At 38.5% G+C, this 22,717-nt stretch carries 17 protein-coding genes and 1 tRNA gene; 12 read left to right on the top strand and 6 right to left on the bottom strand.

Annotated features, from left to right (window positions below; translation table 11 throughout):
- Positions 1-162: 162 nt before the first annotated feature.
- Together DFQ12_RS13400 and DFQ12_RS13395 are read right to left on the bottom strand one after the other, a co-directional pair.
- Complete coding sequence (locus DFQ12_RS13400) at positions 163-1,488, bottom strand: trigger factor (RefSeq protein WP_120259567.1); 1,326 nt, start codon at positions 1,486-1,488, stop codon at positions 163-165.
- Between the two features lie 68 nt (positions 1,489-1,556).
- Positions 1,557-1,638: transfer RNA gene (locus tag DFQ12_RS13395), tRNA-Leu, on the bottom strand.
- Positions 1,639-1,787: 149 nt separating this feature from the next.
- Between DFQ12_RS13395 and DFQ12_RS13390 the strand changes: the two genes are divergently transcribed.
- From DFQ12_RS13390 to DFQ12_RS13370, 5 genes are all read left to right on the top strand, one after another.
- Complete coding sequence (locus tag DFQ12_RS13390) at positions 1,788-2,399, top strand: hypothetical protein (RefSeq protein WP_120259566.1); 612 nt, start codon at positions 1,788-1,790, stop codon at positions 2,397-2,399.
- A complete protein-coding gene (locus DFQ12_RS13385) occupies positions 2,396-2,698 on the top strand; it encodes a winged helix-turn-helix domain-containing protein (RefSeq protein ID WP_120259565.1) in 303 nt (100 codons plus the stop codon). Before DFQ12_RS13390 ends, DFQ12_RS13385 begins: the two co-directional genes overlap by 4 nt.
- Before the next feature lie 51 nt (positions 2,699-2,749).
- On the top strand, positions 2,750-3,241 hold the full coding sequence (locus tag DFQ12_RS13380) for a Coq4 family protein (RefSeq protein ID WP_120259564.1): 492 nt from the start codon (positions 2,750-2,752) through the stop codon (positions 3,239-3,241).
- Between the two features lie 4 nt (positions 3,242-3,245).
- Entirely contained in the window at positions 3,246-4,730 is a 1,485-nt protein-coding gene (gene creD, locus DFQ12_RS13375) for a cell envelope integrity protein CreD (protein WP_120259563.1), read from the top strand.
- A 167-nt stretch (positions 4,731-4,897) separates the two neighbouring features.
- Positions 4,898-6,979, top strand: a complete 2,082-nt coding sequence (locus DFQ12_RS13370; RefSeq protein ID WP_120259562.1) for a S9 family peptidase — start codon at positions 4,898-4,900, stop codon at positions 6,977-6,979.
- A 792-nt stretch (positions 6,980-7,771) separates the two neighbouring features.
- Here DFQ12_RS13370 and DFQ12_RS13365 read toward each other — a convergent pair.
- On the bottom strand, positions 7,772-8,719 hold the full coding sequence (locus DFQ12_RS13365) for an MlaD family protein (RefSeq protein ID WP_120259561.1): 948 nt from the start codon (positions 8,717-8,719) through the stop codon (positions 7,772-7,774).
- 62 nt (positions 8,720-8,781) lie between these two features.
- A complete protein-coding gene (locus DFQ12_RS13360; protein ID WP_244211742.1) occupies positions 8,782-9,582 on the bottom strand; it encodes an N-acetylmuramoyl-L-alanine amidase family protein in 801 nt (266 codons plus the stop codon).
- 201 nt (positions 9,583-9,783) lie between these two features.
- Here DFQ12_RS13360 and DFQ12_RS13355 point away from each other — a divergent pair, with 201 nt between their 5' ends.
- From DFQ12_RS13355 to DFQ12_RS13345, 3 genes are all read left to right on the top strand, one after another.
- The gene (locus DFQ12_RS13355) at positions 9,784-12,414 is read left to right on the top strand and encodes a putative LPS assembly protein LptD (protein WP_244211741.1); all 2,631 of its coding nucleotides are present in this window, start codon (positions 9,784-9,786) and stop codon (positions 12,412-12,414) included.
- 145 nt (positions 12,415-12,559) lie between these two features.
- On the top strand, positions 12,560-13,819 hold the full coding sequence (locus tag DFQ12_RS13350) for a competence/damage-inducible protein A (RefSeq protein ID WP_120259559.1): 1,260 nt from the start codon (positions 12,560-12,562) through the stop codon (positions 13,817-13,819).
- 112 nt (positions 13,820-13,931) lie between these two features.
- Positions 13,932-15,281, top strand: a complete 1,350-nt coding sequence (locus DFQ12_RS13345; protein WP_120259558.1) for a dihydrolipoamide acetyltransferase family protein — start codon at positions 13,932-13,934, stop codon at positions 15,279-15,281.
- A gap of 135 nt (positions 15,282-15,416) precedes the next feature.
- On the opposite strand, the gene DFQ12_RS13340 is transcribed toward DFQ12_RS13345, so the two are convergent.
- A complete protein-coding gene (locus tag DFQ12_RS13340) occupies positions 15,417-16,790 on the bottom strand; it encodes an MATE family efflux transporter (RefSeq protein WP_120259557.1) in 1,374 nt (457 codons plus the stop codon).
- 240 nt (positions 16,791-17,030) lie between these two features.
- Between DFQ12_RS13340 and DFQ12_RS28490 the strand changes: the two genes are divergently transcribed.
- The 4 genes from DFQ12_RS28490 to DFQ12_RS13320 all read left to right on the top strand — a co-directional run bounded on the left by DFQ12_RS28490 (position 17,031) and on the right by DFQ12_RS13320 (position 20,983).
- Positions 17,031-17,549 carry a Sec-independent protein translocase subunit TatA/TatB gene (locus tag DFQ12_RS28490; RefSeq protein WP_120259556.1) on the top strand — a complete coding sequence of 173 codons (519 nt, stop codon included), beginning with the start codon at positions 17,031-17,033 and terminating at the stop codon, positions 17,547-17,549.
- Positions 17,550-17,635: 86 nt separating this feature from the next.
- On the top strand, positions 17,636-19,873 hold the full coding sequence (locus DFQ12_RS13330) for a Tex family protein (RefSeq protein WP_120259555.1): 2,238 nt from the start codon (positions 17,636-17,638) through the stop codon (positions 19,871-19,873).
- A 130-nt stretch (positions 19,874-20,003) separates the two neighbouring features.
- Positions 20,004-20,711: a hypothetical protein gene (locus tag DFQ12_RS13325; protein WP_120259554.1), complete on the top strand. Its 708-nt coding sequence runs from the start codon at positions 20,004-20,006 to the stop codon at positions 20,709-20,711.
- The gene (locus tag DFQ12_RS13320; protein WP_120259553.1) at positions 20,708-20,983 is read left to right on the top strand and encodes a hypothetical protein; all 276 of its coding nucleotides are present in this window, start codon (positions 20,708-20,710) and stop codon (positions 20,981-20,983) included. Before DFQ12_RS13325 ends, DFQ12_RS13320 begins: the two co-directional genes overlap by 4 nt.
- 517 nt (positions 20,984-21,500) lie before the next feature.
- Here the strand turns inward: DFQ12_RS13320 and DFQ12_RS13315 are convergent.
- On the bottom strand, positions 21,501-22,643 hold the full coding sequence (locus DFQ12_RS13315; protein ID WP_244211740.1) for a sialidase family protein: 1,143 nt from the start codon (positions 22,641-22,643) through the stop codon (positions 21,501-21,503).
- Positions 22,644-22,717: the final 74 nt, after the last annotated feature.

Genomic DNA, 22,717 nt, shown 5'->3' with positions numbered 1-22,717 from the left:
TGAATCAATGATTACCAAATGGTAAGATCAGAGCAAGGGATATATCTAGGTAGCTTCTATAAATCAAAACGATCAATAGTATAAAGGAGACTTCATTGAAGGCATAAAAAAAGGCCTTCCAAGATATTTGGAGGGCCTTCTTATAATAATGTTAAAAATCGCTTACGCTAATTTTTCGAATTCTTTAAATTCAATATCGCTGCTGTTCAATTTAACCAAACCTTTTAAGTGATCAAATACTTTCAAAGCTTTAGCTTCTTCGAACAAACGGTTACCTTGCTCTCTGTCTTGTAACAATTGAATTGCAAACTGATTCAATTGCTCATCAGAAGGCTCTTCGTTGATATTGTACATTTTGATTTGTGCGTAGATACGTTCTTTCGCTAAATTGATTACCTCATCATATTTAACTTCAAGACCGTTTTCAGTAACAACACGGTTTTCGATGATTGTCCATTTCAAGTTGTTCAAGAAATCAGCAAAACCTTCATTAAGCTCCTCTTCAGAAATGCTAGGGTTCGTCGCTTTCAACCATCTTTTCAAGAACTCCTCAGGGAAAGTTACATCAACTTTGTCCATACCAAAAGTATACATATCGTTACGTAATTTTTGATCTGAGTTTTGCTTGAATAAGTTTTCTACTTCTTCTTTTACTTTTTCAGTAAATTGAGCTTCTTCAGTTACTTCACCTTCTGCAAACAATTTATCAAAAAACTCTTGGTTAAGATCAGCTTCTTCTAAACGGTTGATGTTTTTAACAGTCAATTCGAATTTTGTTACATCCAAAGCTGTAGCTTCTTCTTCAGTGATACCTAAGATACGTGCTAAATCTTCTGTTTTGAAAGCTTTCTTAACATCGATTTTAACAGCATCGTCTTTTTTAAGACCTACTAAAGATTTCTTGATTTTTGCATCTTCAACGATATCCGTACGGATCGAAGTTGTTTTCTCAAGACCTTCCTCTTTATCTTGTTTCAAGGTAGCATACAATACATCACCTTCTTCTGATACTTCTGGATTAGTCATCTTTCCATAGCTACGACGTAAGTTTTTGATACGATCTGCCAAGGTCTCTTGATCAGCTTTGATATCGTAAACAGCAAACTCAGTCTCAGCAGTAAAAGGCAATTCAAAAGCAGGAGCTAAACCAATCTCATATTTAAAATTGAAATTATCTTTATAATCCCAGCTATATTGTGCGTCATCTTCCAAAGGAAGTGGTTGACCTAATACTTCTAATTTGTTCTCTGAAATGTAATTCGTGATTCTATCGTTCACCAATTTATTGATCTCATCAAATAAAATAGATTTACCATAAGTACGTCTGATATGTCCCACTGGAACTTGACCCGGACGGAAACCTGGTAATTTTGCCTTTTTAGCTTGCGCTTTAATCTCTTTGTCGACTTGAGGATTATAATCTTCAGGTGCTAATGCGACGTTGACGACCGCATTGATTGCATCTACATTCTCGTGTGAAATATTCATACTCTTTTTAGCTATATCGCATTCATAAAAAAATCCTCCCGAGGTTTTAAGTTCGGGAGGACATCAAGTGCGGAAGAAGGGACTCGAACCCCCACGCCTTGCGGCGCCAGATCCTAAGTCTGGTGCGGCTACCAATTACGCCACTTCCGCATTAGGATTTCTTTTGATGCCACAAAGATAGAAACCAAACCTATATCTTGCAAGTATTTTCCACTCTTTTTTTTATTTTTTTTCAATATTCTTTCTACCTCTTGCATAATTCATTATTATTCATTTACTTTGAATATCAAAGTACTTTTATGGAACAAAAAGATTTATTTAAAGAGCTTGGAGAGATCAGATTATTGATGGAGAAATCCTCCAAATTTGTTTCGATAAGCGGTTTGTCAGGTGTTCTTATCGGCTGCTATGCGTTATTAGGAACTTTACTTGGCTACTATGCGATAGCAAGTCCCGAAGCTGTGATCAATCGGTTCGCCTCTGGTCTGACTATTCCTACACTCTTTTTAATAGTTGCTCTATTGATTCTGACGCTCTCATTATTGACCGGATGGTTAATGGCTCGAAAGAAAGCTAAGAAAAATAAGCAGTCGATTTGGAACATTACCAGCAAATCTCTTTTATTTGCAGTTTCAATCCCTTTGATAACTGGAGGAGTTTTAGCATTAGTCCTACTTTCTCAAGGTTATTATCATTTGATTGCTGGGATACTGCTTATTTTCTATGGCTTGGCTTTAGCTGCTGGCAGCATTTATACCTTCACAGAAGTAAAATGGTTAGGCATACTAGAAATATGCTTAGGTTTAATAGCAGTATGTCTTCCAGACCACGGACTGATGTTATGGGGATTAGGATTTGGTGTGTTACATATCATCTATGGTTTTATCGTTTACAAAAAGTACGAATCGTGAAATTAGATCTTTCTTTATATGACAAAATATTCGAAAATAGAGTCCGCTTACAAATTATGAGCGTTCTTGCAGTGAATGAAGAATATGACTTCAATTCGTTCAAAGAAGTATTGGAAGTAACTGATGGAAATCTAGCCTCCAACCTCAAGACACTGGAGAAGGAAGAGTATATTGTCGTGGAGAAAAGTTTTGTTGACCGCAAACCCAATACAAAATATAAAAGGACAACAAAAGGTTTAAAAGCATTTGAAAACCACCTTATTGCATTAGAAAATTTAATAAAACAACAATATAAATAATTTTTTTATCCAAACACTTTGAATTTCAAAGTACTTTTAAAACAATAAAACATGAAAGGAATTCGATTAAAACTTATGCTTCATCTCTACAACTGGTCTTCCAAAGTGTATGCAGATATTTTCAAATGGAACAAAAAAGCATGGGGAATTAGCAAAGAGGAATTTTTAACCTACCCAATTGGGAGCATTGGCCATAGTTTGGGTCTCTTTTATGCAAGCAAGGGGTTTGATGTCATGCCGAAATTGGAAAATCACGATGTCTTCCATATTATAACGGGAACGGGAACTGAAATTCAAGATGAAATTGCCATGCAATATCTTCTGTTGGGTAACGGAAAAGTCAGTCTATACTTAATGGGAATGATCGCGATTGGTGGCATCCTGTTTCCAGAACATTTTAAATATTACAAGAAAACCTTCCAGAAAGGCCGATCCCTACAAAGATTCCACCATATTGAATTCAAAGAGATACTTCATTATCAGCTTACCGAACTCCAAATTGCATTATACAGTAAAAATATTCAGGTTGATTTAAACAAATGAAATCATGGAAAACCAAAATACACCCCAAAGCTCATTTGCAGCAGAACAGTATTCGCTTTTTGAAAAAATTAGCAACTCAACTGTCCTAAAATTATTTGTCATCTTATTTCTTTCACTGCTATTGCTCATACCACTGACATTGATCAGCGATCTAATTGAAGAACGTAAAACTCGCGAGCAAAGCGTATCCGAAGGTATTGCGCTTAATTGGGGCCAAGAGCAGGTCATCTCCGGTCCCGTCGTAGCAATCCCCTACAGCGAAATTATTCAGAAGCCCGCTGAAAAAAGTAAAAACTCAGCAACATTCGAATACAAACAAACAAAGTGGATATTTATCCTACCCCAAAGTTCGAATATCATCACAGACATCAGTCCGCAGCATCTTTCCAGAGGGATCTATAATACTGTGGTATATAACAGTCATATCTCGATCGAAGGTAGCTTTAATAAAATCGATCTAACAAAGCTGGAAATCCCAATTGAAAAGATTGATTGGAAAGGAAGTCGATTAGTATTTGGTATACAAGATTTTAAGGGATTAGGTAGACGCCCTGTTCTCAAATGGAATGGTCTAGAGTCAGCTTTCGATCCTGATTTCAACAACCTCAAACTATTCAATCAAAATTTGGTCTGCCCAATCTCAATCAATCCCCAAAGCGAGAGCCTTTTCAAAATCACACTGGACCTAAAAGGTTCAAAATCATTAAATTTTGTCCCACTCGGTGATCAAACAAATATTTCCGCAAAAGGGAATTGGGCTAATCCGAGTTTTGTCGGTGCATTCTTACCAACTAAGCGATCAGTCGACAACGCCAATTTTTCAGCATCCTGGGAGATCCCTTCCTTTAGTCGCAAGCTGCCCCAACAATGGTCAGGAGACATTTACCCAATCTATCTTTTCGAAAAAAACAGGGGCAACCTGACAGATGAAGTTGAGTCGCCCCAGCCCACTGCCCCTGCTGCATCTGATACAAACGTACCTAGTGACATGCTGGTCAACTCGGATATGATCACTATCAATTTTCTACCAGATATCAATAACTATCAAAAAACAACACGGGTAGCTAAATACGGTATTTTGATCATCCTCTTGACATTCACTTCGCTCCTATTCACTGAAATCATCAAGAAAAAAAGAATCCATATTATCCAATATGTACTAATTGGAGCAGCCATGGTACTCTTTTATACACTATTATTAGCGTTATCAGAACATATCGGATTTAATCTCGCGTATTTAATCGCAGCAATCGCGACCGTAATGCTCATTGCAAGTTTTATAAAAGCGATTACAAAAAATCTTAAATCTGCACTTTTACTCGGGTCTATTTTGGGTACATTCTATTTATTCATCTATGTACTCATGCAACTTAGAGATTACTCACTCATCGCGGGAACGATCGGAATCTTTATTATTTTGGCAATCCTGATGCGTGTTTCCACAAAAATTAATTGGTATCAATTTGACAACAATCATGCTGATCAATAAGCAACATCTCAAAATCTATTGGGTAATTATCGGCATATTGCTCAAGAAATAAACTTATCCGAACAAATGGCCGTCTTTTTATTAAATAAGACGGCTATTTTCATCCTTTGCTTAGCTTTTAGTAGCAAAATCTGTAACTTGCGAGGACATTTTTCAGCATTATATATATGAAAAAACTTACAATATTTACATTAGCGATTATGGCATGCAACCTCAGCAATGCGCAAGAAAGCAAAGGTGGAAAATCCAGTTTTAAGATGGTTACTGAAACACCACAACCGATTAACCCTAGCACCCTTTGGGATCTCGGACGTGTATCGGCCGAAGGACTTTCTTCAGATGGCAAAACATTGCTGTATGGTGTTTCTAATTACAACCTGGAAAGCAATACGAGTGAGAAGAATCTTTATACGATCTCATTAGCCAATGGTGCTGGTGGTCAATTTACGGATCAGAAAGGAGGCGAAGCAGTAGTCCAGATCGAACAAAATGGTGATGTGATTTATCTATCGAAAGGCCACCTATGGAAAAAAAATCTGACAAAGGGAGAGGCAACTCAGCTGACATCCGGTGAAATGGCCCTGGAAAATGTCAAATTTTCTCCTGATGGAACACATATTCTTTTTAGCCAATCTGTATTAATCAAAAAATACCATAGCACAGATAAATACCCAGAATTGCCAAAATCGGATGCCTATATTTATGACAACTTAGATTATAGACATTGGGATACATTCAATGATGGAAAATTCAATCACCCTTTTGTTGCCAGCTACAGCAATGGAAAGATAGGCGATCCCGTTGATCTACTGAAGGATCAACCTTATTACAGTCCACAGGCACCTTTCGGTGGTGCTGAAGATTTCATTTGGTCTCCCGACAGCAAGGCGATACTATATGTCTGTAAGAAAAAATTCGGGACAGATTATGCCGTAAGCACCAACACAGATATTTATCGTTATGAATTATCTTCTGGTACAACCACCAATCTCACCGAAGGCATGAACGGCTATGACGTTGCACCAAGTTATTCTCCAGATGGTAAAAGTTTAACTTGGCTCAGTATGAAAACCGATGGTTATGAGTCCGACAAAAATGACATCATCCTATTTGATAAAAGCAGTTCAATCCGATTAAATTTAACAGCACACTGGGATGGTACCGTCAACAGTTTTATCTGGAGCAATGATAATCGCAAAATATACTTTACTGCCGCCACCAAAGGTACTGTGCAGTTATTTGAATTAGAGGTGCCTTCGAATATAAAGTCAAAAAGTCTTCCGAAGATCCAACAAATTTCAACTGGAGACTTTGATATTACGGGTATTGTTGGTCAAACCGGAGATAAGCTGATTGTTACTTTGACCAAATTCACGCGTGCGACTGAAGTCTTTAGCTTTGACCTCAAAAACAAATCTTTGACAGCGGTCACCAATGTCAATGACGACAAGTATGCAGCAATTGCGGAAAACAAAATTGAAAGACGTATTACAAAAGCGTCCGATGGTGCTGATTTATTTTCATGGGTAATTTACCCGCCAAATTTTGATCCTGCAAAAAAATACCCAACTATACTCTACTGTGAAGGTGGGCCACAATCTGCGCTCACACAGTTTTATTCTTTCCGTTGGAACCTGCAATTAATTGCTTCACAAGGTTACATTGTTATCGCACCAAATCGTAGAGGCATGCCCGGCTGGGGAGTAAAATGGAATGAAGCAATTTCGCAAGATTGGGGCGGACAACCCATCAGAGACTATTTATCTGCTATAGATGACATATCTAAAGAAACATATGTCGATACAGCGCGTAGAGCAGCAATTGGCGCTAGTTATGGTGGTTATTCCGTTTACCAGTTAGCCGGAGTCCATCAAAATCGTTTCAAAACATTCATTGCACATAACGGCTTATTCGATATGAGAAGTTGGTATGGTACGACGGAAGAATTGTTCTTTGCCAATCATGAATTGGGTGGTGCCTACTGGGATAGCAAAAACGAAAAATCTTATACACAGTTTAATCCAATTGAGAAAGCAAATAACTGGCATACACCTATTCTGATTTTTCAAGGCGGAAAAGATTACCGTGTTCCGATAGGACAAGGTTTAGCAGCCTTTCAACTGGCTCAGTTGAAAAAAATAAAGAGCAGACTTGTCTATCTCCCTGATGAAAACCACTGGGTACTATCAGGACACAATGCTCAGGTCTGGCAAAGAGAATTCTTTACCTGGCTTAAAGAAACCCTCTAATACAGCTGTAAAATCAGATAGTGAGATTATATACTTACACTACTAATAAAATCGCTAGTAAAATACTGCAATTGCGAAAATTAACGCCACTTATTGAGTGGCGTTAATTTTTTGGTTTAATGGATGACCATAAAGTAAACCCGGTATTTCTGGATTCAGGATTATTGATTTCCCTTTCAAATTGACCATCCGCAGGGGCTGTAATCTATCTCATTCCATCTTTTTCGATCGTTTCAGATAACAAAGGACCAAGTTAACTATTGATTAACACCTACTTATCTATTAAAAGGGATATTACGGGGTATTAACAAGGGTATAACAGGGGGTTAACAGGGGTATATCCCTATTAACCCTCTGTTAATACCCTATAAAAATAGTGTTAATAGAGTTTTAATATTGGATATGGTATCAACTTGGTCATAAGTTAAGCACCAGCAATGATAAACAACCTAGATAAAAATACACCAGGTGATTTCATAAAATAGCCCCAATGACCCCTTAAAAGAAAATTTAGCACCGTTAGCGCTTACCTGTAGCCGACTAAAATACGATACACAGCCATAAAAAAAACGTAACCCCAAAACAGTAAAGCAGAACTTCTGAACAGAAAAAAGGAAAAAGTAGCAGGACTGTTTGTCGGTGACAATAGTAGCGTATTTGAGAGCTAATCAGGTGCGTAGTAACTTCTACTGCGAGGGAGAGCGAACTAATTCAAGAACCTAAAGAAGCCTTATATAGAAAAAGCCTGCAAATTGCAGGCTTTTTCTATATAAGGCTTCTGATAATCAAAATCTATTTTTCACCTTTTTTCCCAAAAATAGAAAGCTTGATATATTTACCAGGTTTCTCCTTGACATCCTTCATGAGATTATCCATTTCTTTAGATGCGTTATTTAGATTGTGGTATAATTCTTCATCATTAAGCAACAAACCAATTGACCCCTTACCACTGTTAATCTTGCTGGTAATATTTTGAAAATCGGACATGGTTGCATTTACCTTGTTCATAGTTTGTTCAAAATCCAATCGTGCCGCTTTATCTGTTATATTATTTAGATTAGCCATTATTGCGTTGATTTTCTCACCATTTTGTGAGAAATTGGATGTGATCGATTCCAGATTGGCCATAATTCTATTTAACCGTCCCTTTTCAGTTCCCACAAGCCCCTCTACATCTTTTGTGATTCCTTCAACATTTTTCAGAGAAGTGGATATGCTATGAATACTATTCTTAAAATCATCTTGAAATTGTTTATCTAGAACCGTATTAACCACTGTCAATGTAGAATCCAGTTTGATCGTAATTGTTTCAATTCGCTTTTGAATTGGTTCAACTTTATCCATGATATTCGGTTGGATACCTGAACTTAGAAAATCACCATCTTTGGCCATTTCTGTGCTATTGCCCATCTCGAAAACGATTGCCTTACTACCCAATAGATCTGTGCTGGAAATACGAGCGATCGTATTTTTAGGGATTTTATAATGGGAATGGATCTTAAATTCCGTTTTTATTTTACCATCTGGTTGTAAGGTCATTTTTGACACCCGTCCTATCTGATAACCGTTAACTAAAACCGGCTTGGAAGAAGTCAACCCGTCGACTGTATGGTAAGTTGTATAAAATGTATTATCGCTACTGAAGACGTCGTTTCCTTTTAAAAAACTATACCCTATAAATAATAGAGCAATTGCAACTGTTGCTAATATGCCGACTTTTGTTTCATTAGATATTTTCACAAATCATTTTTTTTGTAATGCATCATTAATATAACTTTAAAACAGCATAAAAGCAAATCTGTTTAGCGTTCAACAGAATTTTTATAAATTTTTAAAGCCGAAACCAAATTATTGACAATTTCTTGTTGCCCTTCATCCGATAAAAGATAGCTTTCCTCTTCCCTATTACTGATAAATCCGATTTCTGTCAAAACTGCTGGCATGCCTGCCTCTGCTAATACTGCTAATCCTTTTTCCCAGAACCCACGGCTATGTCTTCCCGCTTTCACGTACTCTCCCTCAATCATCTGTGCCAAACGAATACTTTTTTCACGGAATCTGTTTTTCATCAATGAAAAAATAATAGCACTTTCAGGGTCTTTAGGATCAAATCCCTGGTAATTTTCTTTATAATTTGATTCGAGTAATAACGATGCATTCTCACGGACTGCAGCATCCTGTTGCCCTAAACGATGCGAACCAGAAACCAAGCTTTCTGTACCATGGGCGCTAGAACCACCGGAATTACAGTGAATGGAAATAAATAAATCCGCTTTGTTAGCATTCGCCAAACGAATACGTTTATACAATTCCACAAATTCATCAGAAGTCCGCGTGTAGATAATCTTAACTCCAGGAATATCTTTTTGAATTTGTCGGCCGAGCTTTAACGCTACGTCCAACGCTACATTCTTTTCTAGGGATCGACGGCCCTGTGCACCGGTATCTTTTCCACCATGCCCAGCATCAATAACGATGGTTTTAATCTGATAGTCGGGTGGTTCGGGTTGGCCATTGTTTAATTTGAAAGAATTCAATAAAAAAAATCCCAAAGTAGCCAACATAATGCTACACCATTTTCTAATTCTTAAATCTGATTTCATTGAATATTTATTTGCTCTACTATAAACGATACAAAATGAGTCAATATTATTTCTTTAATAGATAACGATATTTAACATATTTTCTATTTGTTTTTTGACTAATTTTGTCCTTCGAAGTTTAACATTATTTCACAAAAATAACATTTGTCTTTAATTTTGAAGTCGTTAATCAACATTTTAACACTATTTATCATTCTTGCAATGAGCAATTCAACATTAGCTCAGAGCAATATTCCATTAAAACAGAACGGACTTCAAAGTAAGGACCCTGTCTCGGCGACCAGTAAACTGCAGGATACAACAAAAATAAAACCTGCTGATTCTACTAAATCAGGACAGGATACCACAAAGAAAAAAGGCAATGGATTGCAGGCGGAAGTCAGCATCATCGCAGTCGATTCCCAAAAATCGGAAGTAGCAAAGAATATTAGCCATCTATATCGTGGTGCAAAAGTAAAATATCAAGATTTTGAACTTTCAGCTGATTACATCCGACTCGACCGCAATCAAAAAAAGATTTTCGCATCAGGCATCTATGATAAAAGCGGCAAATATGTAGGCCGTCCTATTGTTATTATGGGAAATGGTGAATCTCCTAAAACGGTAGATTCCCTCTATTATGACTACGAAAAGCAGGAAGGGAATACCTATGGTATTATGACCGAGGTAGATGGAGGCTTTATCCAAGCCAATATCGTCCGAAAGAATATCTATGATGAGATGTCAATCTACAAGGGACTCTATAGTACTTGTAATTTACCGGAGCCACACACCCATTTTGGTATACATATATCCAAAGGAATTGTGACCAAAAATCAGATCATTTCCGGTCCTGCCTATTTAGTCGTGATGGGTGTACCTATGCCTGTAGCCTTTCCTTTTGCATTCTTCCCTAAACCCGATAAAAGAGCATCAGGATTTCTTTTCCCATCTTTTGGTGAAGATTATACGCGAGGTTTCTCCATGCGTGACATTGGTTGGTATCTCGCTTTCAACGATTACTGGGATAGTGAAATTAGGGGCTCATTGTATTCAAAAGGTTCATGGGAAGTATCCATGAATACACGTTATACCGTAAATTATAAATTTAATGGTGGATTTAATATACGTTATGCAAATACGAAAACAGGGGTGGAAGGAACAAAAGATTACGGTTCCAATAAAGACTTCAATGTAACCTGGAATCATACCCAACGTCAAGAAGCTAACCCGGGAACATCTTTTTCTGCTAGTGTAAACTTTGGTACCGCATCCTATTTCCGCAACACAGGTACAGGAAGCAACCTAACCACCTATGAAAATCTAGCCCAAAACAGAATGGGGTCGTCCATTAGTTATGGAAAAGTGTTTGCCGATGGAAAAGTAAATCTAACAGCAAGTTTAACCCATAGTCAGAATATGGCTGACAGAAGTATTCAGTTAAGCTTACCAAATATCAGTTTAAACGTTTCTTCATTCAATCCTTTTGACAGCAAAGATCGTGTAGGCGAACAGAAATGGTATCAACGTATTAATGTTGGTTATAGTTTTCAAGCACAAAATACTGTCAATACTAAAGACAGCTTGTTGTTTAGTTCTGGAGGTTTTAAAAGATTCCAGAATGGTTTCCAGCATAATATTCCGATCAGTTTATCGCTTAACGCATTTAAATACTTTCAATTCAATACTAGTGTTAACTACACCGAACGTTGGTATCTACAAAGTACCAGACAACGTATTGATAACACGCCTGCAGGCTATAAACAACGGCTTGATACACTACAGGGATTTAATCGTGCTTACGATTACTCTGTATCTACTGGTCTTTCGACTAAGATATACGGTATGTATCCAAAGATCGGAAAGATCGAAGCGATCAGACACGTGGTCACACCATCCATCAATTTTAACTACAGACCAGATTTCTCAGATCCACGTTATGGATTCTATCAACAATATAATGATCAATATGGCAATCGTAACGTATACTCCATCTTTGCACAGGGAGTATATGGTTCACCTTCTGCCGGAAAATCTGCGGGTATAGGCTTCTCAATTGACAACAATATTGAGGCCAAGGTGAAGAGCAAATCTGACACCACCGATGGTGGTTTCAAAAAGATACCGATTCTCCAAGGCTTGACTTTTAGTGGAAATTACAATTTTGTTGCCGATTCATTAAAACTATCGCCGATCACTTTCTCTGGTCGGACCGCATTTTTCGACCAGAAGATGAATGTAAACTTCAATGGTACATTTGATCCTTATTCTGTAAATGACAATGGTGTCCGCGTCAACAGATATGCAATTAAAGATGGAAGTTTGGCCCGTCTGACAAATTTCGGTTTATCCTTTGACTATAGTCTAAATCCGAAAGCAGCCAAATCAAGGGGTGACAACATCGATTCACTGAGAAAGCAAATGTCCAATGCTGGTATGACCCCAGAGCAGGCACAGGCTTTAGCTCGAATCAGTTCCGACCCCAATGCATTTGTAGACTTTAATATTCCCTGGAATCTAGCGGCTTCGTTCAGTTTTAATATGTCCAAGTTCTTTAATTCAAGTACACGACGCATGGACAATCAGATTACGAGTACACTGAATTTACATGGAGACTTTAGTGTTACCCCTAAATGGAAAGTGACATTTCAATCTGGGTACGATTTCAAACAAAAAGAAGTTGTCATGACTTCCTTCAATATCTATCGAGATTTACACTGTTGGGATATGTCCTTTGGGTGGATGCCATTTGGACGATATCGAAGTTATAATGTCACCATTCGAGCGAAGGCATCCATATTGCAAGATCTCAAATTGACAAAAAGAGCAAGTTCTGGAGGCAGTTATTTTTAAAATAACTGCTTTTTTTATGCAATTAATCCGGTATAAACCCAAAAATTCAAACCCGGTTACTATGCGAAAAGGACCATCTTTAATTTCTTTTAATCAAAACAATTTTAGCGTATAGTTGATCCGTAATTTTATGTAAGTTTATACTATGAAAGCAGAAATTATTACGATCGGAGATGAGATTCTGATAGGCCAGATTATCGATACCAACTCCAGCTGGATTGCACAACAATTGGGAAAATTTGAGATAGATATTGTCCAGATGACATCCATTCCCGACACGGAGGAAGCTATTTTCAACACATTAAAAAGCGCGTCCACAAGAGCCGATTTGATTTTAATTACTGGGGGGCTTGGTCCAACTAAAGACGATGTTACGAAAAAAACTGCAGCAAAATATTTTGGCACAACATTAATCCGTGACGAAAAAGTACTCCAACATGTAACAAGTTTCTTTGAGTCCCGCAATATGGAAATGCTAGAGATTAATCGACAGCAAGCAGATGTTCTGGCAAACTGTGAAATATTATTCAACGATTATGGTACAGCACCAGGTATGTTGGTTTCTGAGGCACAAAAACACTATATTTTTATGCCCGGTGTACCATTTGAAATGAAACATCTCATGGAACAGCGTGTCTTCCCCTTGATTGAACAACAAAATAAAGACATCTTCATCCATCACGAAACCATACTTTTAGGCGGTATCGGAGAGTCTTATCTTGCTGAAGAAATAAAGGATATTGAAGAAGAACTTCCTTCAACTATTAAATTGGCCTATTTACCCACATTAGCTTTTATTCGCCTCCGGCTTTCCGGAAAAAGTAAAAACAAAGCTGATATTATTCAAGAAGTAAAGCTCTTTAAGAGCAAACTTTTGAATCGCTTAAAAAATTATGTAATTGCGGATTACGACACCACTATTGAAGCATATTTAATTAAGCAATTTACTCAACAGCGACTTACCTTGACTACAGCTGAAAGCTGTACAGGCGGAAGTCTGGCGGCTTCATTAACAGCAAATCCCGGAAGTAGCGAAATCTTCGTCGGGGGAACAATCCCCTACTCCAATAGACTAAAACAGCAATTGCTAAACGTCCATGAAACAACGTTGGAGCAATTTGGCGCTGTCAGTGAGCAGACGGCCATAGAAATGGCTGCAGGCGCAAAAGCAAAATTCAACACGGACTATGCCATTGCAACAACAGGGATAGCGGGTCCGGGCGGCGGTTCTGTTGAGAAACCTGTAGGGACAGTCTGGGTGGCGGTAGCGGGAAAAAAAGAAGTGATCACAAAGAAATTTCAATTCAACAACGATAGGCGCATAAACATCGAACGTACGCGCATGAATGCGCTTCTCCTGCTCTGGAAACTACTGGTAAAAGAAGAAGGGTCAAAATTCGAGTAACTTAAAATAAAATTTTAATAAAATCGTTTTTTAAGGAATAATATTTCAAATTGTTGAAAGTAAACCACAATTTAATTAACTTCGTTTTTCTATAACGAGATTGCTAAAAAATATGGCTTTATATAAACTCTTACTTCCAAAAATGGGAGAAAGTGTATCGGAGGCAACAATTACCAAATGGCTGAAACAACCTGGTGACTTGATTGAAGAAGATGACACTTTATTGGAAATCGCAACGGATAAAGTTGATTCAGAAGTACCCTCTCCTGTTAGGGGAATTTTGAAGGAACAACTTTATACTGCGGATCAAATCGTTCAGGTTGGTGATGTTGTTGCAATTATAGAAATAGAAGGAGATGCCGAAACAAGCGAACCAACTGTTCAACCGCAGGAAAGCCTAGCTGATCAACCTACATTTTCGAGCGAAACTACCAATTTGGAAATACCGGGTATGGCGCAATTGAGTAGCCCAACCGAAGAAACAACAAATATACATTACGAACAAGGTGTCCGCTTTTATTCGCCGCTAGTAAAAAACATCGCGCGTCATGAGGGATTATCTCAGGAGGAGCTTGATCGTATACAAGGTACAGGAGCCGAGGGTAGAGTTACGAAAGAGGATATTCTGTTGTATGTAGCCAATAGAGGCACGCAGCAAAACACAGATCATGCGAAACCAGCAAATGCCCCTCTGATCAAAAATGAACCGGCTCAAGTTACGCCGACTCCAACAGTCCACACCGTTGTGAATGGTAGCGACGAAATTATCGAAATGGATCGTATGCGGCGCTTGATTTCCGATCATATGGTCAAGAGTGTCCAAGTATCCCCACATGTTTGTTCATTTGTGGAAGCAGATGTAACCAACCTAGTCCTATGGCGCAATAAAGTAAAAGATGCGTATAAGAAACGTGAGGGAGAAAATATTACGTTCACACCATTATTTATAGAAGCCATTACCAAGGCTTTAAAAGACTTTCCTTTGGTTAATATATCAATCGATGGTTATAATATTATTAAAAAGAAAAATATCAATATCGGTATGGCTGCAGCGCTGCCAAATGGCAATCTCATCGTACCAGTAATAAAGAATGCCGATCAATTGAGTCTAGTAGGGCTAAGCAAATCAGTGAACGACCTTGCACAGCGTTCACGGGCAAATAAATTAAAACCTGATGATACACAAGATGGGACATTCACATTTACCAACATTGGTGCTTTTGGTAATATTATGGGAACGCCTATTATCAATCAGCCCCAAGCGGCGATATTGGCAGTCGGTACAATAACAAAGAAACCCGCGGTAATCGAAACAGAATACGGTGATATGATCGGAATTCGACATATGATGTATCTGTCCCTATCCTACGATCACCGTGCAATAGATGGCGCCCTAGGCGGCACATTCTTAAAACGGGTTGCAGACTATCTCGAAAACTGGGATAGCAACAGAGAAATTTAAAGGCAACAAGTTATAAAAAAGTGGCTGTCCTTTTGGACAGCCACTTTTTTATTTACATCACATGTATTCTCATGGGAATATACTCTCCGCTATACAATGCGTGTTTTATCTTCCAGAAGCTTTCATTCTACGCTTCTACAATATGCTCTTTTCGAATTGGAGCTTCTTTCTATTGATCACTAATTGGAACCGCAAATAGAGCAATACCGATGAAGTCAATAAACCAAGGGTCAAGCCGTACCAGATTCCTTTAATACCCCAGTCAAAAAGTATTCCCATGACATAACCACTTGGCAGTCCGATAATCCAATAAGCAATAAAAGTGATGATCGTAGGGATATTGACATCGCCCATACCTCTCAAAACACCTAGTCCCACGACCTGAGTCCCATCAAATAACTGGAAAAGACCAGCGATGATCAGTAATTGAGCAGCAATAACGACCACCGCCTTATCAGACGTAAAAATGTAAGGCAGGTAATTATTGAAAATCGCAAACAATGACGCCGTAATCAACATAAAGATCAAAACCAATTGATAAGAAGTTATGGCAAAGCGCTCCAAGCGGAACAGGTTTCTATTTCCATAGCTATTGCCCACTTTAATTGTTGCAGCAGCAGCAATACCGCTGGCCATCATATAGGTCATTGCAGCTAACTGGATTGCTACCTGATGGGAAGCTTGAGCCGTAGCACTGATCGTTCCGGCCAGTAAAGATGCTCCGGCAAACGCACCAATTTCAAAAACATATTGCATTGCAACAGGTGCACCGATCCGCAATATTTTCCCTAGTCTTACCTTGTCTATTACTGTAATTTTAAAATGTTGTATATAACCCTTAAACTTTTGCGATCGCAACACATAGGTCATCATCACCGCCATCATCAAGATACGGTCAATCAGCGTGCTATATCCGACCCCTTTTACACCCATCGGCGTAATTCCGAACATACCCTTGACAAAGATGATTGCCAATATAATATTGAGTACGTTTCCCCAGATGGTTACATTCATCGCTTGCTTGGTAAAGCCCAGACCTTCGGCAAATTGCTTAAATGTACTGAATACCATCAGCGGTAACATAGAAAGACTTAAAATCAGTAAATAAGGTTTCGCCTCCTTTACAACAGCCGGATCCTGATTCAGATGATCAATTGCGAGCATAGATCCAAAATAGACCAAACAGAACAACAATATACCGGTAATGATATTCAACCAAAAGCTATTTGATAATAATACAGCGCACTCCTCCTTATTATCGCGACCATTTTCCTGTGCGATCAATGGTGTGATCCCATAGGCAATTCCTAATCCGACTACCATAACGATCATAAAGACAGCGTTCACCAAGGACACTGCAGCCAATGGAATCGTTCCAGCAAAATGTCCGACTATAACGCTATCCGCGGTATGTACCAATGTATGTCCCAGTTGTGAAATGACAACCGGACCGGCCAATACGATCGTACTTTTGTAATACGGCTTGAATGTTTTAAATTTTCCCAACATAATCAATTCCTCAAAAAAATAGGCACAAAAATACAAAGATATTTCCGCTCTATCGTCATATTAAAAAATATTTAGCAAAAATATAACAAAATTTACTCACCAAATACAGCTCCTTTGTTAAGTAATTTTTATGTTTCAAATACCTTAAAATTATCTTAAATTTACCTGTTAGTCTAAGAACTATAGAAATATAAGTGTAACTTAGCATCTAGTTAGTAATCAAAAGAAGAGGAAAAGAGTATGTACAATCCAGTAATAACATTTCTAAACATCGGAACACAGGAGATGATTTTAATCGTGTTTGCGATCTTGTTACTTTTTGGTGGCAAGAAGCTTCCTGAATTGGCAAGAGGTTTAGGAAGAGGGATACGAGAATTCAAAGATGCATCCGAAGGCATCAAGCGTGAGATTTCAGATCAGATCAATAATTTTGAAAAAGACATAGACGTTAAGACAGAAGTCAAAGAGGAAACCGTCCCTAGTGATGTAAAAGTTGCGGAAGAACAAGCCAAAGCTGAGCAAGAATCCCAGTCAGTAGAAACTGCTGAAAGCTCAGAATCTGAACCAGCGAAGAAAAAATATGAATTTACAACTCCTGCGGGAGTCGTGGAACACAATCCACATAAGCAATTAGATTACGGAGAGGAACCTTCTCATATCACTTACGGATACAATGACCACTTTGCTGAGGCCAAAAACAACGAAGGAGAAGAAAAGAAACCTACAGAACAAGAGGAAAACACAAACAAACCTGCGTAATTCCATTGCATTAATTTACAATCAGATATTTCATAGAGCTGTTGAATAACCATTCAACAGCTTTCCTTTTTAAAGTAAAATCTACAATGAGCTTATTATCACACGAAATTACTATTGCTAACGAGCTATCTATAAGCGAAAAACAGGTTCGCACGACAATTCAACTATTAGAAGAAGGCGCTACTGTTCCATTTATCTCCCGTTATCGGAAAGAAATGACAGGAAGTCTGGATGAGGTTCAGATTACAAACATCAGAGATCGTTCCCAACAACTGAAGGATCTGGATAAACGTAAAGAAGCTGTTTTAAAATCCATCAATGATCAGGGTAAATTGACACCTGAACTTGAACAACAGGTCATGACAGCCGAGACGATGGCGAATCTGGAAGACATCTACCTGCCTTACAAACCCAAACGTAAAACAAGAGCTAGTGTTGCCCGTGAAAAAGGATTGCAGCCTTTGGCAGATCTACTTTTAGCGCAGGACAAAACAGATTATCTGGAACTTGCAAGTTCGTTAATAGATGTAGAAAAAGGAGTAAACAATAGCGACGAAGCACTAGCCGGAGCAAGAGACATCATTGCTGAAATCATTGCGGAAGACGCGACAGTACGATCCAAATCAAGAGCGATATTCTTAGAAAAGGCTGAATTCGTATCCAGAGTAGTTCCAGGAAAGGAAGAAGCGGCTATCAAATATAAAGATTATTACGAGTGGTCCGAATCGCTAAAAGACGCCCCCTCACACCGCGTTTTGGCGATGCGTCGTGGCGAAAAAGAAGAATTACTTTATCTGGATATCGACATCAATGAAGAAAATATCCTTCCGACCATTGAATCACTTTATATCAAGGCTTCCAACGATGCTGCCGCACAAGTAAAATTGGCATTGACAGATAGCTATAAGCGATTATTGAAACCTTCTATGGAGACAGAAATCCGTGTATTGACCCGTCAAAAAGCGGATGAAGAGGCAATCAAAGTTTTTGCGGACAATGTTCGTCAATTACTTTTAGCAGCACCATTGGGACAAAAAAGATTACTTGCAATAGACCCCGGTTTCCGAACTGGATGTAAAACTGTTGTATTGGACGAACAAGGCCAGCTAAAAGAAAATACGGCTATTTTTCCACACAATGGCGCAAATGGACTTGCCGAAGCACAAAAGACAATCAACTATCTTGTATCCAAACACGATATTCAGGCCATTGCGATCGGTAATGGAACGGCAGGACGTGAAACTGAAGACTTTGTAAAGAAACTGGGCCTCAACAATGTGACCATTGTTATGGTCAATGAAAGTGGCGCTTCAATCTATTCCGCATCAGAGACCGCACGTGAAGAGTTTCCGGATCACGATATCACCGTACGTGGTGCAGTATCGATCGGAAGAAGATTAATGGATCCATTGGCCGAGTTGGTTAAAATTGATCCAAAATCTATCGGTGTCGGCCAATATCAACATGATGTAGACCAAAATAAGCTACAGACATCGTTGGACGATACCGTCATCAGCTGTGTAAATGCTGTAGGTGTGGAACTGAATACCGCCTCAAAACAGATATTATCATACGTCTCTGGATTAGGGCCATCTCTAGCGCAGCAGATTATTAAATATAGAAATGAAAACGGTCCATTTTCCTCACGTCGAGAATTGAAAAAAGTCCCTCGTCTTGGTGACAAAGCCTATGAACAAGCTGCAGGTTTCCTTCGGATAAGACATGCTGCCAATCCATTGGATTCCTCTGCTGTACACCCTGAGCGTTATGCGCTGGTTGAGCAAATGGCAAAAGACCTGGGTAAAAAAGTAGAAGACTTACTCAAAGATGCTGAATTAAGAAAATCAATTCCCTTGAAAAACTATATCTCTGCGGAAGTGGGCCTACCAACCTTAAATGATATTCTTAATGAACTAGCCAAACCCGGTCTTGATCCAAGGGAAAAGTTTGAAGCCTTTTCATTCACTGATGGTGTCAATAGCATTGGCGATTTACGTATTGGCATGAAACTTCCCGGCATCGTGACTAACATTACCAACTTTGGCGCTTTCGTTGATATTGGCGTACATCAAGATGGCTTAGTACACCTGAGCCAACTGTCCAACCGTTATATCTCCGACCCACATGAGGTGGTCAAAGTACAACAACATGTTACAGTCACGGTTACAGAGGTGGATGAGAAACGTAACCGTATTGCTTTATCGATGAAAACAGATGAAAAACCTGTTCTTCCAAAGAATAAGAGAAATGAGGGCAAAAAACAGCCAGAACCACAAACCGATATGGCTAGTAAGCTTGCCGCATTAGCGAGTAAATTCAAATAAATCATATATTCCGCTAAAAAAGGCTGATTCTTTGTTAAAGAATCAGCCTTTTTTATGAGTCTGCAATCCCCAGTACACTATTCAACATTTTTATTTTGTATCTTTAAAAGACAACATGCTTTGATTTGTTATGAGAAACTGTATTTTACTATTGTGCTTATCGCTTGTAGCTGTACATTTCCAAGCTAAGGCACAACTTGCTGATGGCGCATATATTTCCACGGCAGGAACCACCAAAAACCTAATTTTGATCAAGGATCGATACCTTTCTTTCATACAATATGATGATACCAATAAGCATTTTGGTTATACTTGGGGCGGCGCAATCCAGCAGCAAGACAATACGATCAATGTAGCTATCGAATATGATACGAAAGACAGTACCGATATCGGTAAATCAACCAGTTTGTATGTTAAAAAGGAAAAAGATAACATCCAGATAAAGTTGCCCGATTCCAGCAAGATCTTTGTCAAGCAGAAAACCATCGCCCAAGATCTAGATGCATTGTGGAGAATTACAGGTAGACAACAAGATGCAAAGATGCACGAGATTCCAAAAGCAGATCGCAAAACAATCAAGATTCTGGTCGACGGTTACTTCCAATGGATTGCAATTAATCCGGTCCAAAAAGGATTTTATGGAACCGGTGGCGGACGTTACAGTTACAAAAACAATCGTTACACAGAGACAATACAATTCTTTTCAAGAGACAATAATAAGGTGGGGCAAGAACTGAATTTTAATGGAAAGCTGGAAGATAACAAATGGCATCACAGTGGAAAAAGCTCTAAAGGAGATGATATTTATGAAATCTGGAGCAAAGAATTAACAAAATGACAATAGAAGAATTTCAATTATTAGACAGTCCTATTCATCACTGGTCTGCTGTACAAAAATCATTGTGGTATGACAAAAAGGGGGATTGGAAAACCGCACACGACCTCATCGATCAGTTAGATGGTGTTGAAGCCGCTCACGTACATGCTTACCTTCACCGCAAGGAAGGAGATCCTTGGAATGCTCGCTATTGGTATAATCGAGCCCGACAGGCAGTATATGCAGGCAGTCTAGATGCCGAATGGAACGAATTGTTTCGATTATATTTCTAACCAATCTAACCATCCTTGTTTGTATTAAACAGGGATTTATTTTTAGTCTGAAGTTCTTCCCTCTTTATACCCCCTTCTTTCTAAAATACTCCGATGCTGTTTGACAGAAGTTTTATTTGCAGCTGGCTTACGGAGGTAAACCAAAATAATTTATTAATTATCACAAAACCACAAATTATAATTTATAAATATTCTCAAAACAAATCGTTAGCACTACTTGAGTAACAAAAATAACACAAAAGAAAAACAACAGCGGGTTGGAACACAAAATGGCATGAATATTGAATATAACTTTCTATACTTTAAAAAGTATACTTTTCATAAATTTAGGTTAATAATTGGTTAGGTTAAACACCTGAGGTTCCCCACTTCAGGTGTTTTTTTATAGCTATAAATTATCGTTAATTACACTTAGTAAGCTGTCATCACTAAACCAAAAGTTTATTCTTTAATAAAGTTACATCCAGATTTTGCAGCATAAAAATCAGATACGCTGTATTTTGTTATATAATTACAACTATTTTAGTTGGACCGGCACAAACACAATCTTTCGATAATTCTCCTTTTCGAATAAAACACCAATTCTATTTTTATTTAAAAGCACCAAATCGGAATAGGCTGTATAATCCCCTTTTACATCCGCAGGAGCTTTTGAAACGACATGATTGAAATACCAGGTTTTTCCCTGATCCCTACTTAATCGAAGCGTTAAATTATCTCTTCTATTTGTGGTTGCAGCATTGCAAACAGCTAACACATATTTTCCTTTCCTTTGCCAAGAGAGCACAGATCCCTGATTAACGGGATCGGGAAGGTTTTTATCATAATAGGTCGTATCCCAGGTCATTCCACCATCATTCGAATAGGATACGATTCGCTCTCTCACATTGCCTTGCTGATTACGGGAATTCATATACAATCCTGTTTCAGAGATCTGAGCTGCCATAGTTTCGTTTGATCCTTCAAATTTGACACTCGCCCCTATTTGGAACGTTTTTCCATGATCATCCGAGTAATAGGAGTGCGCAAAATAATCCCGGCCATTTTCTTTGGGATCTCCTTCGGAATGATTTGCAGGAATATAGATACGTCCTTTATATTTACCGGAATCAAACTGCAAAGCATGCCCAGGTGTATTCGCATAGGTTCGCCAGTCCTGTTTGAAAGTATATGCTCTATTTACTGCAGGGTGATTGGGGCGATGGGTCTCAAGCGTAATATTTTTTGGATCGGACCAGGTTTTACCACCATCTGTTGAACTAATTGACCAACATTCACGTATACCATTGCCTTTACGAACTTCGCCTTCGTGATTATTACCCGTATTGTAAAAAAGCAATAAGCGTCCTTTTGGATATGCCGGATCTAACAAATCTACTAAGGGAGCTGGGTTTCCGACCTGCAAATTATCGTTATCAACAGCGACATGCAAGGGACCCCAAGTTTTACCATTGTCCCTACTGACTTTATAAACGATATCGACATTACCGAAATCGCCCGCATGATCCACCCTGCCCTCGGCAAAAGCAATCAATTGTCCAGTTTTATCCTTTACTATTGCCGGTATGCGGTAGCTTTTATAACCATCTTCGCCAGCAACAAATACATTGACTTCCTGCGCACCTGCCAAGGCATACAATCCTACAAATATTGTAGTCACAAAGACTATTCTTATTCGGATCCAAATTGTGTTTATCATACTTACTTTTCTCATTTTAACTATAAAAATAGAAT

Source organism: Sphingobacterium detergens, assembly GCF_003610355.1.
GTDB lineage: Bacteria > Bacteroidota > Bacteroidia > Sphingobacteriales > Sphingobacteriaceae > Sphingobacterium > Sphingobacterium detergens.
This window is presented reverse-complemented; position numbering and strand designations above follow the sequence as displayed.